This window comes from Bradyrhizobium sp. HKCCYLRH2060 (assembly GCF_051168135.1).
Classification (GTDB): Bacteria; Pseudomonadota; Alphaproteobacteria; order Rhizobiales; family Xanthobacteraceae; genus Bradyrhizobium.
Genome location: NZ_JBNPUK010000016.1, coordinates 53,495 through 70,882, shown reverse-complemented (window position 1 = coordinate 70,882; position 17,388 = coordinate 53,495). Strand labels below are relative to the sequence as shown.

General features: G+C 65.1%; 14 protein-coding genes. 9 read left to right on the top strand and 5 right to left on the bottom strand.

Features of this window, described 5'->3' with window-relative positions; all coding sequences use genetic code 11:
* Positions 1–17: 17 nt before the first annotated feature.
* Genes ACQR10_RS26470 through hpaH form a run of 4 tightly spaced genes read right to left on the bottom strand, consistent with a single transcriptional unit; the run spans position 18 to position 3,663 of the window.
* Positions 18–890 (bottom strand): fumarylacetoacetate hydrolase family protein, encoded by an 873-nt coding sequence (locus ACQR10_RS26470; protein WP_434912116.1) that lies wholly within the window; start codon positions 888–890, stop codon positions 18–20.
* Positions 891–902: 12 nt separating this feature from the next.
* Positions 903–2,441: a 5-carboxymethyl-2-hydroxymuconate semialdehyde dehydrogenase gene (gene hpaE, locus ACQR10_RS26465; protein ID WP_434912115.1), complete on the bottom strand. Its 1,539-nt coding sequence runs from the start codon at positions 2,439–2,441 to the stop codon at positions 903–905.
* Complete coding sequence (locus tag ACQR10_RS26460) at positions 2,434–2,832, bottom strand: 5-carboxymethyl-2-hydroxymuconate Delta-isomerase (protein ID WP_315801284.1); 399 nt, start codon at positions 2,830–2,832, stop codon at positions 2,434–2,436. The genes hpaE and ACQR10_RS26460 overlap by 8 nt, the downstream gene beginning before the upstream one ends.
* Positions 2,833–2,856: 24 nt before the next feature.
* Positions 2,857–3,663 carry a 2-oxo-hept-4-ene-1,7-dioate hydratase gene (hpaH, locus tag ACQR10_RS26455; protein ID WP_315801283.1) on the bottom strand — a complete coding sequence of 269 codons (807 nt, stop codon included), beginning with the start codon at positions 3,661–3,663 and terminating at the stop codon, positions 2,857–2,859.
* A gap of 176 nt (positions 3,664–3,839) precedes the next feature.
* Between hpaH and hpaR the strand changes: the two genes are divergently transcribed.
* The 4 genes from hpaR (at position 3,840) to ACQR10_RS26435 (ending at position 8,090) form a co-directional block, all read left to right on the top strand.
* The gene (gene hpaR, locus ACQR10_RS26450; RefSeq protein ID WP_409997893.1) at positions 3,840–4,295 is read left to right on the top strand and encodes a homoprotocatechuate degradation operon regulator HpaR; all 456 of its coding nucleotides are present in this window, start codon (positions 3,840–3,842) and stop codon (positions 4,293–4,295) included.
* A 157-nt stretch (positions 4,296–4,452) separates the two neighbouring features.
* Positions 4,453–5,538 carry a malate/lactate/ureidoglycolate dehydrogenase gene (locus ACQR10_RS26445; RefSeq protein ID WP_316183351.1) on the top strand — a complete coding sequence of 362 codons (1,086 nt, stop codon included), beginning with the start codon at positions 4,453–4,455 and terminating at the stop codon, positions 5,536–5,538.
* 131 nt (positions 5,539–5,669) lie between these two features.
* Positions 5,670–6,449, top strand: a complete 780-nt coding sequence (locus tag ACQR10_RS26440; RefSeq protein WP_316183352.1) for an HpcH/HpaI aldolase family protein — start codon at positions 5,670–5,672, stop codon at positions 6,447–6,449.
* Between the two features lie 117 nt (positions 6,450–6,566).
* Positions 6,567–8,090, top strand: coding sequence for a UxaA family hydrolase (locus tag ACQR10_RS26435; RefSeq protein ID WP_316218542.1), 1,524 nt, complete (start codon positions 6,567–6,569; stop codon positions 8,088–8,090).
* 236 nt (positions 8,091–8,326) lie between these two features.
* Here the strand turns inward: ACQR10_RS26435 and ACQR10_RS26430 are convergent, their stop codons facing one another.
* On the bottom strand, positions 8,327–8,524 hold the full coding sequence (locus tag ACQR10_RS26430; RefSeq protein WP_008964013.1) for a hypothetical protein: 198 nt from the start codon (positions 8,522–8,524) through the stop codon (positions 8,327–8,329).
* Between the two features lie 434 nt (positions 8,525–8,958).
* Here ACQR10_RS26430 and ACQR10_RS26425 point away from each other — a divergent pair, with 434 nt between their 5' ends.
* The 5 genes from ACQR10_RS26425 to ACQR10_RS26405 all read left to right on the top strand — a co-directional run bounded on the left by ACQR10_RS26425 (position 8,959) and on the right by ACQR10_RS26405 (position 16,629).
* Entirely contained in the window at positions 8,959–12,270 is a 3,312-nt protein-coding gene (locus ACQR10_RS26425; RefSeq protein ID WP_316218543.1) for a DUF2126 domain-containing protein, read from the top strand.
* Positions 12,271–12,300: 30 nt separating this feature from the next.
* Positions 12,301–14,835: a circularly permuted type 2 ATP-grasp protein gene (locus ACQR10_RS26420; RefSeq protein ID WP_316218544.1), complete on the top strand. Its 2,535-nt coding sequence runs from the start codon at positions 12,301–12,303 to the stop codon at positions 14,833–14,835.
* Entirely contained in the window at positions 14,832–15,710 is an 879-nt protein-coding gene (locus ACQR10_RS26415; protein ID WP_434912114.1) for a transglutaminase family protein, read from the top strand. The genes ACQR10_RS26420 and ACQR10_RS26415 overlap by 4 nt, the downstream gene beginning before the upstream one ends.
* 99 nt (positions 15,711–15,809) lie before the next feature.
* Positions 15,810–16,190 carry a hypothetical protein gene (locus tag ACQR10_RS26410; RefSeq protein WP_434892307.1) on the top strand — a complete coding sequence of 127 codons (381 nt, stop codon included), beginning with the start codon at positions 15,810–15,812 and terminating at the stop codon, positions 16,188–16,190.
* Between the two features lie 187 nt (positions 16,191–16,377).
* Positions 16,378–16,629 (top strand): hypothetical protein, encoded by a 252-nt coding sequence (locus tag ACQR10_RS26405; protein WP_434892308.1) that lies wholly within the window; start codon positions 16,378–16,380, stop codon positions 16,627–16,629.
* Positions 16,630–17,388 lie beyond the last annotated feature (759 nt).

Sequence of the window (17,388 nt, the reverse complement as noted above, 5' to 3'; positions counted from 1 at the left end):
ACATTCCGTTGCTGATTTTATAGAGCTTCGTCGACGACGCCATTGCGCAAGGTGCCGACGCCCTCGGCTTCGATCTCGATGACGTCGCCGGGCTTCAGATAGCGCGGCGGGTCGAACCGTGCACCGGCGCCGGTGGGCGTGCCCGTCACGATCACGTCACCGGGCATCAGCGTGGTGAAGGTCGAGATGTAGTTGATGAGGTAGCGGAAGCCGAACATCAGCCGCGACGTGCGATCGTCCTGGCGCAATTCGCCATTGACGTGCGTCGTCAGCCGGATGTCGGCGATCTGGCTTTCGTCGGTGTAGGGCACGATCCAGGGCCCGAGGCTGCCGGTGGAGTCGAAGTTCTTGCCCTGGGTGACGTTGAACTTGGCATGCCGCACCCAGTCGCGGATGGTGCCCTCGTTGCACAGCGTCAACGCCGCGATGTGATCCAACGCCTGGGCCTCGGGAATGTGACGGCCCGCCTTGCCGATGATCAGCACGAGCTCGCCTTCGTAGTCCAGTTGCAGCGAGGCGCGCGGGCGCACCAGCGGCGTCTCGTGGCCGACGAAGGAGCGCGGCGTGCGCATGAACATCGACGGATATTTCGGCGCGTCCTGGCCATCCTTGTATTCGGCGTTGCGATCGGGATAGTTGACGCCGATGCAGATGATCTTCTCGGGCGAGGGGATGGGCGGCAGCCAGGTGATGGCATCGAGGCCGTGATCGGGCGAGAGGCCGCCGGCGGTCTCGATCAGCCGCGGCAGGGCGCCCGCCGCGATGACTTCGCGTAAGGTCGAATAGTCCTTGGCGAAGCGCGCCGAGAGATCGACAAGACCTTTGTCAGTGACAAGTCCATAGCGGACAGAGCCGTTGACGGAGTAGGTCGCGAGGCGAGGGGAGGTCATGGGCATCTCTCCTTACACGCCGAGCCGCTGGATCTTGTGGGTGCCGCGCGCGAGCGAGACGTGCTTGGTCTCCATGTAGAAGTCGAACGAATAGTCGCCGCCGTCGCGGCCGATGCCCGACGCCTTCATGCCGCCGAACGGCGTCGGCAGGTGGCGGACGTTCTCCGAGTTCAGCCAGATCATGCCGGCCTCCAGCGCGTCGGCGACGCGCAGCGCGCGGCCCATGTCGCCGGTCCAGACATAGCCGGTGAGGCCATATTGCACGTCGTTGGCGATCGCGATCGCGTCGGCCTCGTCGCGGAACGGGATCACGGTGAGGAACGGCCCGAACACTTCTTCCTGCGCCACGCGCATGGTCTGGCGCGCGCCGGTCACCAGCGTCGGCTCGACGTAATGGCCGCCGCCCGGGCCGTCGAACCGCTTGCCGCCGACGGCGATGATCGCGCCATCCTCGCGCGCAACGTCGATATAGGAGCAGACCTTCGCGAGGTGCCGCTCATGGATCAGCGGTCCGATCTCGGTGGCGGGATCGAGCGGATGACCCACTTTCAGCGCACGCACGCGCGCGGCGAGCTTGGCCGTAAAAGTCTCGGCGATGCTCTGCTGCACCAGCAGGCGGCTGGACGACGTGCAGCGCTCGCCGTTGAGCGAGTAGATCATGAACACGACGGCGTCGAGCGCGCGGTCGAGATCGGCATCGTCGAACACGATCACCGGGTTCTTGCCGCCGAGCTCGAAATGCACCCGCTTCAAGGTCGGTGCTCCCTGCGCCATGATCGCAGACCCCGTCGAGCTCTCGCCGACGAAGCCGATCGCCTTGATCGCGGGATGCTCGGTCAGCGCCTTGCCGGCCTCTTCGCCAAAGCCATGCACCGTGTTGAGCACGCCGTCGGGAATGCCGGCGTCCTTGGCGAGCTTGGCGAGCCATTGCGCCGTGATCGGCGACCATTCCGCCGGCTTGTGCACGACCGTGCAGCCGGCCGCGAGCGCGGGGGCGATCTTCCAGGTCGACAGCATGAACGGCGTGTTCCACGGGGTGATCACGCCCACGGGGCCAATCGGCACCCGGGTCGAAATGTTCCAGTGCTCGTCGCTCGGCGTGCTCTGGCCGTCGCGGGCCTCGGTGCATTTGTCGGCGAAGAAGCGGAAGTTTTCCGCGGCGCGGATCGCGGCCTTGGCCATGAAGCGATAGGCCTGCCCGGTATCGATACATTCGAGCACCGCGATGTCGTCGGCATGATCCTCGATCGCATCGGCCACGCGATGCAGCAGCTTGCGCCGCATCGCCGGCGCCATGTCGCGCCAGGATTTGAAGGCAAGTGCGGCCGATGTCGCCGCGCGGTCGATGTCCTCGGCATTGCCGCGTGCGACGGTCGCGAGCACGGTGTTGTCGATCGGAGACTTGGTCTCGAACGTTGCGCCCGAGATGGCCGGCACCACCTTGCCGTCGATGAAATGGCCGATGCCCTCGTGCTTCAGCTTCGCGAGCAGGCGAGCCGCGCGGTCGAGGTTGGACTTGTAAATGTCGGTTTTGGGATTGGCCTTATCCATGGGATGCCTTCGCTTTCAGGGCGTCGTGGATGTTGTTGCGTTTCCAGCTGGTCGCGGCGTCGTTGATCTGCATGTCGAAGGACAGCGCGAACTTGCTGCTGGCGAAGACGGGATCGAGGTAATCCGAGAGCGCCTTGAAGACGTATTCGCCGGCCTTCTGCCGTGCCGGGAGGTCGCGGCCTTCGCCGAGCCGCAGCAGCATGGCGAGGAAGGCGGCATCGGGCTTGCCGTCGGCGATCGCGTAATGCTCGCAGCGGATCGCGCGCACGCGGATGCCGCCGATCGGAAAGATCCCGGTCTCACTGGCGGCCTTACGGACCACCTCGCAGACGTTGGCCATCACGACAAAGGCGTCGAGATTGGCGGAGTATTCGATGCTGAAATGCGGCATGATGCGGTCGCTCCGGTGCAGGCGTCAGGTGAAGTAACAGCTCACCGTTCCATACGGGCCGTAGTCGGCCTGGATGGTGTCGCCCTTGCGGGCCTCGATCGGCCGGATGAAGGAGCCGGCCAGAACGACCTGGCCTGGTTCGAGGGCAAGCCCGCGCGCTGCGATCTTGTTGGCGAGCCAGGCAACGGCCGTCGCCGGGTTGTTCAGCACGCCGGCGGCCAAGCCGGTCTCTTCCAGTTGGCCGTTCTTATAACAGAGTGCGCCGATCCAGCGCAGGTCGGTATCGAGCGGCCGCAGCGGCCGGCCGCCGAGCACGATTCCGGCATTTGCCGCGTTGTCGGCGATCGTATCGAAGATCTTGCGGGTCGCCTTGGTCGCGGGATCCACCCGCTCGATCCGCGTATCCAGGATTTCCAGTGCCGGTACCACGAAATCGGTCGCGTTGAGCACGTCGAACACCGTGCAGTCCGGCCCCGACAGACGGTGCTTCATGACGAAGGCAAGTTCCGCCTCGATCCGCGTCGCGATGAAGCGGTCGGACGGCACCAGCCCGCCATCGGCAAAGAACATGTCGTCGAGCAGCACGCCCGAATCCGGCTCATCGATGTTCAGCGCGCTCTGCATCGCCTTCGATGTCAACCCGATCTTGTGCCCCTTGATGACGCGGCCCGCGGCCACCTTGATGCCGATCCAGGCCTCCTGGATGGCATAGGCATCTGCGATGGTGATATCGGGAAACTCCTGCGAAAACTGCCTGATCTGGTGGCGGCTCTTTTCAGCCTGATCCAGGCGTAACGCGCAGCTATGTATCTGGTCGCTCGAAAGAGGCATGGTTGTCGCTCAGAAAAGAGGTGGCCGCAGATGATTAACATGTTAAGTTTCTGCCGGCAAACCGAAAGGACGTTTGCTGCAGTGCAAATATTCGGGGCGACCCCCAGGAGATTGATGTGAGCGAGACCAGGGCGAAGGTCGCGAGGCCGGCGGCGAAGGACGCCCGCAAGGTGCCGATGCGCGACTTCTCGCAGTCGCTGCCGATGGCCTTGTTGCGGGCGCGCGAGGCCGTGATGCGGCAGTTTCGTCCCAATCTGCGGCAGCACGGCCTGACCGAGCAGCAATGGCGCATCCTGCGCGCGCTGGCGGCGGTCGACGTGATCGAGGTGACCGAGCTGGCGCGGGTCGCGTTCCTGCTCGGGCCCAGCCTGTCCCGCATCCTGCGCGATCTCGAGGCGCGTGGCTTGATTCAGCGCGAAGTCGATAGTCGCGACATGCGCAGGGGCGTGCTGTCGATTTCGAGCAAGGGCATGAAGCTGATCGCGCAGGTCGCGCCGAGCTCGGAGGCGATCTACGCATCGATTGCCAGCCGGTACGGTACACGCAAGCTTGCCGCATTGCACAAGATGCTTGGCGAGCTCGAGTTGAGCATCGGCGGCGATCTCGCCCCCGACGACAGCGGTGACGGCTGATATGCCGCGGACGAGGCGCAACGGAAGGGGTCTCGTACTTGGCAGGCCGTTCGGCGTTTTGATAAGAAGCGATGCAGTCGAGCGGAGATGGCGTGCGTCGCAGGCATGGCATTCCATGCTAACTCTGTCCGCATGCTGATCGAACCCGCGAGTTGTCATGGTCACAATCAAGGTTGCCCGCCTCATCGATTTCGTCGCCGACGTCTTCGAACATGCCGAGTCCTCTGCTGAGGAGGCGCGGCGGATCGCCACCTATCTCACGACGGCAAATCTCACCGGGCATGACAGTCACGGTGTGATCCGGGTGCCCGTCTATATCCGCTGGAAGAAGATGGGATCGATCGTGCCCAACCAGACGGCGGACATCGTGGTCGACACGCCGTCGCTGGTGGTCGTGGACGGCAAGTTCGGCTACGGCCAGACGGTGACGCCGCAGGCCGTGAGGATCGGCATCGAGCGCTGCAAGAAGAGCGGCCTGGCTGCGCTGGCGCTGCGCAATTCCGGCCATCTCGGCCGCGTCGGCGACTGGGCAGAAATGGCCGCCGCCGAAGGACTCGTGTCCATTCATTTCGTCACGGCCGCGGGCTCCCTGCTGGTGGCGCCCTATGGCGGCGTCGAGAAGCGGTTCTCGACCGCGCCCTATTGTGTCGGCATCCCGCGCCAGGGGCAGGATCCCATCGTGCTCGATTTCGCGACCTCGATCGTGGCCGAGGGCAAGGTCCTGGTGGCGAGCCGCGGCGGCAAGAAGCTGCCCAAGGGCGCTTTGATCGATGCCGACGGGACGCTCAGCGAGGATCCGGCGGTGCTCTATGGACCCTATGAGACCGAGGGGACGCGCGACCACACCAAGGGGACGGGAGCGATCCGCGCTTTCGGCGAGCACAAGGGCTCCGGGCTCGCCTTTATCTGTGAGCTGCTCGGCGGCGCCTTGACCGGCACCGGGGCGACGTCGGCAAACCGGCGCTTCGCCAACGGCATGCTCGCGATCTACATCGACCCGAAGGTGGTCGATCCGGCGAGCTTCTTCGACGGTGAGATCACCCGCTATACGGATTTCATCCGGGCGACCAAGCCGGTCTCCGGCGTCGATCAGGTGCTGGTGCCGGGCGACCCCGAGCGCAAGATGCGGGCCGAGCGTACGGCCAATGGCGTGCCATTGCCCGACGACACCTGGGCGGCAATAGTGAACACGGCGCGCGACGTGGGTGTCAGCGAAGCGAGCATTCAGCGGGCGACATCGTGATATCAGTGTGATCGCCGGTGGCGCGAGCGATCCACGCGCAGATTGAGCGGGATTGCATTGCGTTGCGCCATCGGCGAGAACGAATTTGAACGAGACAGAACGGTTGAACAACAAGGGAAGGAAACGCAGTCGTGGCGAACAATAAGGTCAAGCAGCTCTGGGCCGAAGGCAAGGCGGTGGTGAATGCCTGGCTCGCGATCCCCTCGGGGTTTTCCGCGGAGGTCGTGGCTCAGTGCGGCTTCGACAGCGTCACCGTGGACATGCAGCACGGGGTGCAGGACTATCTGTCGATGGTCCAATGCTTCCAGGCGATGCATGGCCATCCGGTCACGCCGATGGTGCGCGTGCCGTGGAACGAGCCCGGCATCATCGGCAAGGTGCTCGATGGCGGTGCCTATGGCGTCATCTGCCCGATGGTCAACACAGCGCAGGAAGCCCGCAACCTCGTTTCCTACTCAAAATATCCGCCGAAGGGCGTGCGCTCCAACGGTCCGATTCGTTCGGGCATGTATGGCAGTGCGGGCGAGTATCAGAAGACGGCCAACGACGAGATCGTGCTGCTGCCGATGATGGAGACCAGGACCGCGGTCGAGAACATGGAGGCCATCCTCGATGTCGAAGGCATCGACGGCGTCTATATCGGGCCCTCCGATCTCGGCTTTTCCTATGGTCTGGTGCCGAAGCTCGATCGCGACGAGCCGGAGATCCTCAAGATCTATGAGAAGATCGTGAAGGAATGCGGCAAACGCGGGCTCAATCCCGGCATTCATTGCAGCGGCGCCGAGGGTGCGGTCCGCGCCATCAACATGGGCTTCAAGCTCGTGACCTTGTCGAACGAGGTCGGCCTGATGCAGGTCTATGCCCGCCAGCAGGTCGCGCAGACCCGCAAGGACTCCGGCGGCAAGGCGTAACGAGAAAGGCGAATGGCGAGGAGGGCGTAGCGAAGAGGATCCGTTTCCTTTCGCTATGCGCCGCTCGCCATTCGCATGTTTGTTCGCGATCGACGTCCTGATACGAGAGAGACAGCCATGGCTCCGCCCCCCGTCATTCGTCTGCATCCCGAGGACAGCGTCCTGATTGCGCGCGCCAGCCTGCCTCCGGGGCTGTCGATCGCCGAGGGGGTCACGACGACCGACCGGATTCCGGCCGGTCACAAGGTCGCGGTGCGTCCGATCGCGCAGGGCGAGCCGATCCGCCGCTACGGCCAGATCATCGGCTTCGCCACCGCGCCGATCGCGCCGGGCCAGCATGTTCATACACAGAACTGCGGCATGGGCGATTTCGCCAAGGACTACGCCTATGGGGTCGACGTGAAGCCGACACCGAATTTCGATCTTCCGGCGACGTTCGAGGGCATTCGCCGGCCCGATGGCCGGGTTGCGACCCGCAACTACATCGGCATTCTGACCTCGGTGAACTGCAGCGCCCATGTCGCGGGCCTGGTCGCCGATGTGTTCAAGCGCAATCCGTTCACTGGCGACGATCCGCTCGCCGACTACCCCAACGTCGACGGCGTGGTGGCGCTGACGCACAAGACCGGCTGCGGCATGACGCTGGACGAACCGCTGAAGCTGTTGCGGCGAACCCTGGGTGGCTACGCGCGGCACGCGAATTTCTCCGCTGTGATCGTGCTCGGCCTTGGCTGCGAGGCCAATCAGATCGGCGGATTGATGGAGGAGCAGAAGCTCGCCGGCCGCCTGCGCGCCATGGACATCCAGGAGGTCGGCGGCACCCGCAAGACCGTCGAGGCCGGCATCGGCTTCGTGAAGGAAGCGCTCGCCGACGCCAACAGGGTCAAGCGCGAGACGGTTCCGGCCAGCGAACTGACAGTCGCCCTTCAATGTGGTGGATCCGACGGCTATTCCGGCATCTCGGCCAATCCGGCGCTCGGTGCGGCAAGCGATCTGCTCGTGCGACATGGTGGCACAGTAATCCTGTCGGAGACACCGGAGACCTATGGTGCCGAGCATCTGCTGACGCGCCGCGCGGTCAGCCGCGACGTCGGCGAGAAGCTCGTTTCCCTGATGCGCTGGTGGGAGGAGTATACGGCGCGCGAGGGTGCGGAGATGAACGCCAATCCCAGCCCGGGCAACAAGGCCGGCGGCCTGACGACGATTCTCGAGAAGTCGCTCGGCGCGATGGCCAAGGCCGGCAGCACCAATCTGGTCGATGTGCTGCATTATGCGGAAGCCGTCACCAAGAAGGGCTTCGTGTTCATGGACACGCCCGGCTACGACCCGGTCGCGGCGACGGGGCAGGTGGCCGGCGGCGCCAATCTCGTCTGCTTCACCACCGGCCGCGGCAGCGTGTTCGGCTGCAAGCCGGCGCCGTCCATCAAGCTTGCGACCAACACGCCGATGTACAAGCGGATGGAAGACGACATGGACGTCAATTGCGGCACCATCCTCGACGGCGAGGAGACGGTTCAGGACTGCGGCCAGCGCATCTTCGAACTGATGCTGAAGACCGCCTCGGGGCAGCCGACCAAGAGCGAGAGCTTCGATTTCGGCGGGGCCGAGTTCGCGCCCTGGGTGCTCGGCGCGACGATGTAGCTGGATCAGCGTAGCTGGATCACTCAGCTATTCGACGGCCCCTATCGGGGCTGTGGTTCGGATGTCCCGGCATCTGATCGCAGCTGAGATCGCAAGTTAGCTGAGATTTGATCGCAACTGAGATCAGATGACAGGTGAGGGCGTCGCCATGTGCTGGCTGTCGTGGTCAGCCTGTTATGGGCAGTCCGTCATGGGCTGGCCCTGCCGACGCTCGCGCGACAGCGGCGCCGAGCAATTTACCGCTGGTGACCCAGGCCGATGCCGAGCGCCAGAGCCTTCTGGCGGAGCGAGCCTTCGGTCCGCTTCATCGCCTTGGCGATCTTGGCAACCGGGGTCTTGGACTTCGAGTGCTGCTTCAGCAGCTTGATGTCGGCGGGCGTGTAGGGTTTCCGCGCCAACTTCTTGGTAGCTGCCTTCTTAGCTGTCTTCGCCACTTGATTCTCCTTTTGGCAATGGTGGTCCTAAATAGCATGTGTAGTCGAGCTATCAAGCGATTGCGGCAAATGCAACGCTATTAGTTCTTGTTAGTTCATCATTCGGGGTTAATCCCTGCTTTGACGAACTGGTCAATCTTCCGTGAGCGCTTCCGCGGCTTCCTGTGGACAACTCTGCGTGGAGCGGCTGATAGGTTGTTTGTTCTTCTCTCGTTCTTCGTTCCGGCCCCGATTGGGGCGCGCAGCGGCCGGAAAAGCGACCGGTACGTGCAACGGAGGCACCTGATAGGGGGAATACATTCCAACGGCGCGGCGCCAAATGCCGCCTTTCGGGCTTAGGATAGTTCAATAGGCAGCTCTTGCCCTTTGTTAGTGCTTGATCCCTAAGCACAGCAATGTTCTGCTCAAAAAAGTTGCTGGAGCGCCGAAACCTCGTGTCAATCTACGTCGCGTTACATCACGTCACCCATTACAAATATGATCGTCCGGTCGAACTGGGCCCGCAGACCATCCGCCTGCGTCCTGCACCCCATACCAGGACCCCCGTGCTGAGCTATTCGCTCAAGGTCACGCCGCCCAACCATTTCGTGAACTGGCAGCAGGACCCGCAGGGCAATTGGCTGGCCCGCTACGTTTTCCCCGAGAAGGTGAACGAACTCAAAATCGAGGTCGACTTCACGGCGCAGATGACCGTGATCAATCCGTTCGACTTCTTCGTCGAGCCTTATGCCGACAGTTTTCCCTTCGCCTATCCGGACGGCCTCAAGGTGGAACTCGCGCCCTATCTCGAGACGATCGAGCCGGGGCCGTTGTTCGCGGAATACTTGAAGTCGATTCCCCGTGACGCGGACAACACGGTCAACTATCTCGTCGAACTCAATGCGCAGTTGCAGAAAAAGATTCGTTATATCATCCGGATGGAGCCCGGCGTTCAAACGCCGGAGGAGACGCTGTCGCAGGCCGCCGGATCCTGCCGCGACTCGGCATGGCTGCTGATCCAGACGCTGCGACATCTCGGCCTCGCCGCCCGCTTCGTCTCCGGCTATTTGATCCAGCTCCGTCCCGACATCGATCCGGTCGAGGGACCGGTCGAGGTCGAGAATGATTTCACCGATCTGCATGCCTGGGCCGAGGTCTATCTGCCCGGCGCTGGATGGATCGGCTTCGACGTCACCTCGGGCATGCTCGCGGGCGAGGGGCACATTCCGGTCGCGGCTACGCCGCACTATCACTCGGCCGCGCCGATCAGCGGCAGTGCCGGCGTTGCCGAGGTCGATTTCAACTTCGAGATGAATGTGAGGCGCATCCGCGAAGCGCCGCGGATCACCCGGCCATTTTCGGATGAGGCGTGGGACCGGCTCGACCGCCTCGGCGAAGCGGTCGATGTCGATCTCGCCGCGCACGACGTGCGCCTCACGATGGGCGGCGAGCCGACCTTCGTATCGATCGACGACATGGAGTCGGCGGAGTGGAATACGGCGGCGGTCGGTCCAGCCAAGCGCGGGCTCGCCGACAGCCTGATCCGACGTCTGCGCGCGCGTTTCGCGCCCGGCGGCCTGCTGCACTACGGCCAGGGCAAGTGGTATCCCGGCGAAAGCCTGCCGCGCTGGGCGTTCGGACTGTATTGGCGCAAGGATGGCGAGCCGATCTGGCGCAATCCGGATCTGATCGCCAGCGTGGATGGCCCGCGCATGGCGACGATCCAGGACGCAGAGCGTTTCCTCGATACGGCCGCCGAGACGCTCGGGCTCGAGCCGGACTACGTGCTGCCCGCGTTCGAAGATCCCGCGCATTGGCTGCAGAAGGAAGCCGCGCTGCCCGAGAACGTCGATGCGCTCGACTCCAAGCTCGCCGATCCCGAGGAACGCGCGCGGATGGCGCGGGTGTTCGACGAAGGGCTGCACATTCCGCGCGGCTTCGTGCTGCCGATCCAGCGCTGGAATGCACAGCCCAGGCGCTGGCGCAGCGAGCGCTGGGGCCTGCGGCGCAAGCGGCTTTTCCTGATTCCCGGCGACTCGCCGCTCGGCCTGCGGCTGCCGATCGGCTCGCTGGCCCACATTCCGCCGGAGGATTTCCCGTACATCCACGAGCAGGACCCGATGGAGGAGCGCGGGCCGCTGCCGACCTACGCGCAGGGACGCCCGGTGATCGTGCCGCAGGTGCCGCCACTGCCGAAGCTCGATCGTGCACAGTCGCCGCAGGACGTGCAGTATCAGTACTGGGGAGGGCTCGGCGTCCGCACCGCGATGTCGGTCGAGATCCGCGACGGCATTCTCTGCGTGTTCATGCCGCCGGTCGAAACCATCGAGGACTACCTGGAACTGGTCGCAACGGTCGAAGCGACGGCCGAGGCGATGCAGATCAAGGTTCACGTCGAGGGGTATGCCCCGCCGTTCGATCCGCGCATCGAGGTGATCAAGGTGACACCCGATCCCGGCGTCATCGAGGTCAACATCCAGCCGGCCGCGAGCTGGCGGCAATCGGTCGACATCACTTTCGGGCTCTATGAGGACGCGGCGAAGGTGAGGCTCGGCGCCAATCGCTTCCTGATCGACGGCCGCCACACCGGCACCGGCGGCGGCAATCATGTCGTCGTCGGCGGCAGCTCGCCGCCGGATTCGCCGTTCCTGCGGCGCCCGGATCTGCTGAAGAGCCTGGTCCTGTATTGGCAACGGCACCCGTCGCTGTCTTATTTGTTCTCCGGCATGTTCATCGGGCCGACCAGCCAGGCTCCGCGAATCGACGAGGCGCGCCACGACAGCCTCTATGAGCTCGAGATCGCGCTCGCCAACGTGCCCCACGTCGGGCAGAGCGTGCCGCTGTGGCTGGTCGACCGGCTGTTCCGGCATCTGCTGGTCGACATCACCGGCAACACCCATCGCTCGGAGATCTGCATCGACAAGCTGTACTCGCCGGAGGGACCGACGGGCCGGCTCGGACTGGTGGAGTTCCGCGCGCTGGAAATGCCGCCGGATCCGCGGATGTCGCTGGCGCAGCAGCTTCTCATCCGGGCGCTGATCGCCAAATTGTGGCGCGAGCCGCAGGATGGCCGGTTCGTACGCTGGGGCACGGCGCTGCACGACCGCTTCATGCTGCCTCACTTCATCTGGGAAGATTTTCTTGATGTGCTGGATGAGCTGCGGTCGTCCGGCTACGACTTCTCGCCGGAATGGTACCAGGCGCAGCTCGAATTTCGCTTTCCGACCTTCGGCCGCGTGCAGCATGGCGGCGTGACCCTGGAGCTGCGGCAGGCGCTGGAGCCCTGGCATGTGCTGGGCGAGGAGGGCGCCGCGGGCGGCACCGTGCGCTACGTGGATTCCTCGGTCGAGCGGCTTCAAGTGAAAGCCGAAGGGTTTGTCGAGGGCCGCCACCTCATCACCTGCAATGGTAGGAGGATGCCGATGACCTCGACCGGGCGATCCGCCGAGGCGGTCGCGGCGGTGCGCTTCAAGGCGTGGCAGCCGGCCTCCGGCCTGCACCCGACGATTCCGGTGCATGCGCCGCTGACCTTCGACCTGATCGACACCTGGAACGGCCGTTCGCTCGGCGGCTGCGTCTATCACGTCGCCCATCCCGGCGGCCGCAACTACGACACCAAGCCGATCAACTCCTACGAGGCTGAGGCGCGGCGGCTCGCCCGCTTCCAGGACCACGGCCACACTCCCGGACGAATCGCGCTGCCGCCGGAAGAACGCACAAATGAATTCCCGATGACCCTCGACTTGCGCAGGCCGCTCCTGCATTGATGACACGGAGTTTGTGCGGAGGACCAGGGTATGGACGGCTCGAGCGGCCAGGACCAGGGAGCGAGCCCCGCCGCCGGTCGGCCGGCGGCACGTTCTCCGCTGCGCCGTGCCGAGCATTGGGCCCGCGACTATGCCCGGCTGCCCGGCATCCCCGATGAGTTCATCGGCGCCGACGGCCAGCCGCGACCGGTCTGGACCCGCTTTGCCGACACCTTTGCCGCGCTCGCGCCGACCGATATCGACCGCCGCTTCGCATCCGCCGATCGCCATCTGCGCGAGGCCGGCGTCACCTACCGCTCGCCGGGCGACAACGCCGAGCGATCGTGGCCGCTCAGCCATCTGCCGCTGCTGATCGACGAGTCCGAATGGGCGCAACTGTCCCAGGGCATCGTCCAGCGCGCCGAGCTGTTCGAACGTGTGCTGCGGGACATCTATGGCGAGGGCCGGCTGGTGACGAGCGGCGCGCTGCCGGCGGCCGCCGTCGCCGGCTCCAGCGAATATCTGCGTCCGGTCTGCGGCGTCAAACCGCCGGGCGGGCGCTTCCTCAGCATCTATGCCGCCGACATCGGCCGCGGCCCCGACGGGCGCTGGTGGGTGCTCAATGATCGCACCCAGGCGCCGTCCGGCATGGGCTACGCGCTGGAAAACCGCCTGGTGCAGTCGCGCGCCTTCTCCTCGATCTACAAGTCCATGAACGTGGAGCGGCTCGCGCCGTTCTTCGAAGCATTCCGCGATGCGCTGCGCGCCAGCGCCGATCGTGACGAGCCGCGCATCGCCGTGCTCACGCCGGGCATGTTCAGCGAGACCTATTTCGAGCACGCGACCTTGGCGCGCTATCTCGGCTTCCTGCTGGTCGAGGGCGACGATCTCGCCGTCAGCGGCGACCGCGTGCACATCCGCACCGTCGCAGGCCTCAAGCGCGTCGACGTGCTGCTGCGGCGGCTCGACTCCAACTCGCTCGATCCGCTCGAGCTCGATGCCGGCTCGCGGCTCGGCGTCGCCGGCCTGATGGACGTCGTGCGCAAGGGCGGCGTGGCGATCGCCAACATGCCGGGCTCCGGCGTGCTGGAGGCGCGCGCGCTGCTTGGCTTCCTGCCGGGCCTCGCGCGGCGCGTGCTCGGGGAGGATCTCAAGATCCCGCACATCGCGACCTGGTGGTGCGGCCAGAAGTCCGCGCGCGACGAGGTGCTGTCGCGGCTCGAGGAGTTCGCGATCGAAGGCGCCTATGGCCGCGCCGTGCCCGGCTTCGCCAGCAGCGGTCCGGTGCTGGCCGGGGAGCTCTCGGCCGCCGAGCGCGAGCGGCTGCGCGCGGCGATCAGCCAGCGCGGCATCGACTATGTCGGCCAGGAGGTGGTGCGGCTGTCGACCACGCCGGTGTGGGAGGACGGTCGGATCGCGCCGCGGCCGTTCGTGTTGCGGGTGTTCGCGGCCGCCACGCCCGACGGCTGGACCGTCATGCCCGGGGGCTTCTGTCGCATCGCCGACAAGCTCGATGCGCGCGCGGTGTCGATGGGCGACGGCGCCCGCGCCGCTGACGTCTGGGTGGTCGCCGACAAGGCGGTGGCGGCGCGCACCTTGCTGCCGGGCTCCGACAATGTGCGGATCCGCCGCATCGCGGGCGTGCTGCCGAGCCGCGCCGCCGACAATCTGTTCTGGCTGGGCCGCTATCTGGAGCGCGCCGAGGCCACCGTGCGGCTGATCCGCGCGCTCGCAGCCCAGCATCGCGATCCCGGCAAGGGATCGCCGGCGCAGCTCAACACTGCCGAGCGCATCCAGCGGCTGTTGCTGGCGTGGGGCGCGGTTGAGCAGACATCGCGCAGCAAGGGATTTCAGGTGGCGGCCGAGGCTTTGCAGGCCGAGGCGCAGTTCGGCTCGGCGCTGTCGCTGCTCAGATCGGCCCAGCGCACCGCGACCTCGCTGCGCGAGCGCCTCTCGCCCGACGCCTGGCAGGTCATCACCGAGATGCCGAACCGGCTGGCGCAGGAGGCCGAGGATGAGGACGCCGTCGTCAGCATCGCCGAGCTCACGCTGGACCGGCTCGCGAGCTTCGCCGGCCTCGCCCAGGAGAACATGAACCGCGCCGCCGGCTGGCGGTTTCTCGACATGGGCCGCCGCGTTGAACGCGCCATCAACACCGCGCGCTTCGCGCGCCAGTTCGGCTATGACGAGGCGACGCCCGAGGATCTCGACGTCCTGCTCACGCTGGTCGATTGTCAGATCACCTATCGCTCGCGCTATCTGATCGGCCCGTCGCTGGCGCCGATCCGCGATCTCGTCGTGCTCGACCTCTACAATCCGCGCTCGGTCGCGTTCCAGGTCGAGCTGCTCAACGAGCACATCGCGAGCCTGCCGGTGCTGAAGGAGAACGGGCTGATCGAGCGGCCGCAGCGCCTCGCGATCTCGCTGGGCGCGCGGCTGACCGCGGCGGAGGCGGCGCATCTCGACGGCCGCGCCCTGTTTGCGCTGGAGCAGGACCTGCTCAACCTGGCGGAGGCGATCGGCCAGCATTATTTCCCGCACGGTCCGAACGCGACGCGGCCGGAAAAGCTGACGGGCCTCGCGTGATCTACGACATCCGGCACGTCACGACCTATGAGTATGAGAGCGCCGTCAGCTTCGCGCGCTGCTCGCTGCGGCTGGAGCCGCTCAGCGGCGACGGCCAGGAGCTGATCTCGCACAGCGTCGACATCCGGCCGCGGCCCTCGGAGCGGACCGCGCGGCGCGATTTCTTCGGCACGTTGACCGAGAGCGTCGTGATCGACACCCAGCACCGCCACCTGCGCATCGACTCGCGCTCGCGGGTGAAGCTGTCGCGCACGCCGCCCGAGCGCGATGCGCCGAGTGCGGACTGGGAGCAGGTGCGCGATGCAGCGTTCGAGGCGACGAGCCTCGGCCCGTCGTCCCCGATCGGCTACGTCTTCGCCAGCGCACTGGTGCCAGTGCTGGGGCCAGTGACGGACTACGCCGCGGCGAGCTTCGCCGCCGGCACCGGCATCGTGGCCGGCGCCGCCGACCTGATGCGGCGCATCCGCAAGGAGTTCAGATACGACCCGAAGGCGACCGTGATCTCGACGCCGCTGCGCGAGGTGTTCGAGAATCGCCATGGCGTCTGCCAGGACTTCGCCCACGTCATGATCGCCGGCCTGCGCGGGCTCGGCCTGCCCGCGGCCTATGTCAGCGGCTATCTGCGCACCATCCCGCCCGAGGGTCAGCCGCGGCTGCAGGGCGCCGACGCCACCCATGCCTGGGTGTCGCTGTGGTGCGGCGACAAACTCGGCTGGATCGGCTTCGATCCGACCAATGATCTCCTGGTCGGCAATGATCACATCATCCTCGGCATGGGACGGGACTTCTCCGACGTCTCGCCGGTCGACGGCATCATCGTCGGCTCGCGCAAGCAGAAGCTTGGCGTCGCCGTCGATGTCGTGAGGGTCGAGTAGGGTTCCCTGGCCGGGAACGGCCGGAACATTTTTCCCGCATCGCACTTGATCCGCCCGAGGGGCCCGAATGGGGGCTGGCTGACCCTTTCGAGCGATGGAGTGATCGACATGAAACGTGCTGCAATCGTCATTGGCCTGGTCGGCGCCTGCGTCGCCGGCAGCGCCTCGGCCCAGCCGAGCGCCAACCTCACCGGCACCTACCGCTGCATCCAGATGTGCCGTGACGGCATGATCGGCGCGCCTGCCTTCGTGACGCAGAACGGCGATGCCGTGAACCTGACCACCGAGACCGGCGAGTCCCTCCAGGCCTGGCCGGACTGGAATGCGCCGAACAGCAGGCTCTGGATCGATGCACGTGACGAAAGCGCGGTCTATTCGCCCGACGGCATGCGCATCCAGTTCGACGACGGCCGCGTCTGGCAGCGCGACCTGCCGCCGCCGCTGATCGTCGAACGCGCGCCTGTCGTATACGGCCGGTAGTTCGACTTTCGACGTCATTGCGAGGAGCGATAGCGACGAAGCAATCCAGAGCCTCACCCGAGGTTCTGGATCGCTGCGCTCCGCCTGCGCGGGCATGACACGGATCATGGGGCGGCCTTCTCGCGACATGATATGTCCGAGTCAGAATGGATGGCTCGACCCTCCTGTTAGCAAGAGGGCGCAGGGAATGCCGGGTGAGGGCCTCACCCATGGCCCGCCTGCGAAAAAAATGCAGGCGGCAGGTACCACAGGCAAAGCCGATCAACCCGGCATTCCCTGCGCGATGGCTTTACGGTTTATACGTGGTCTCCCTGGTGCGCCGGGCTTTCTGGCCACCATCCCCGGCGCGATCGCATTGCGCCAGGTTGACACCAGCATCGGGGTGTCAGGACATCACGACTTCACCGTGCGCATCATGCTGTTCGTCGGCGCGGCTTAACACGCTGCAGTACGACACGCCCACCGCTCCCCAGGCTCCACGTTCGTGACGATCGCGATCCGCCCCTCTCACGAGCCCGGGATGCGCGGAAACATCCGCCTGATTTGCCCGACGGCGCAAGGGTTTTCCTTGCGACAAACTGGCACGACGGGCAGTTGGCGCAGGTTAGATATGTCAAGAAGAGGATGCTAACGTCGAGCAATTTGGGGGACGGAAAGCAACCAGGACAAGTTACTTGCTAAGCTGAACTAGTCTAGGCCGGGCTTGCAGTGTCGACATTTGCCCCTGTCGCTAAATCCAGGAAATGCTTCGGCCATATAGGTCTCTGCCTCCTCAAGACTTGCAAAAGGGGGCGACCATCCGGTGTGTCCGGAATTATTTCTCTCTTGGTTTTCCTGCCCTCTGCCATCGCGGCAGTGAGGGCATGACCCTTTGTGTATGCGTGCTCGCTTGATGGGGGTCATATGAGAAACATAAAAACTCATTGCAAATCCTCCCGCCATTAATTCGCCGCAAGTGTGAATATACTATAGCGCAACGGGAGGTTAATTCCAATGATCCGGCAGGAAAGCGGAAATTGGGTGGCCTATTGTGATGGTGAGTGCGGTGCTTCGGTGGCGCCGGGCCTGCGATCTTTTCAACAAACTATCAACTACATGAGCCGCGTTGAATCGTGGGAAAATCGAAGAGACCGAGACGGACGATGGAATAACTATTGTCCAGCTTGCGCTGAATATGCGCGCCCCGAACTTGAAGTCG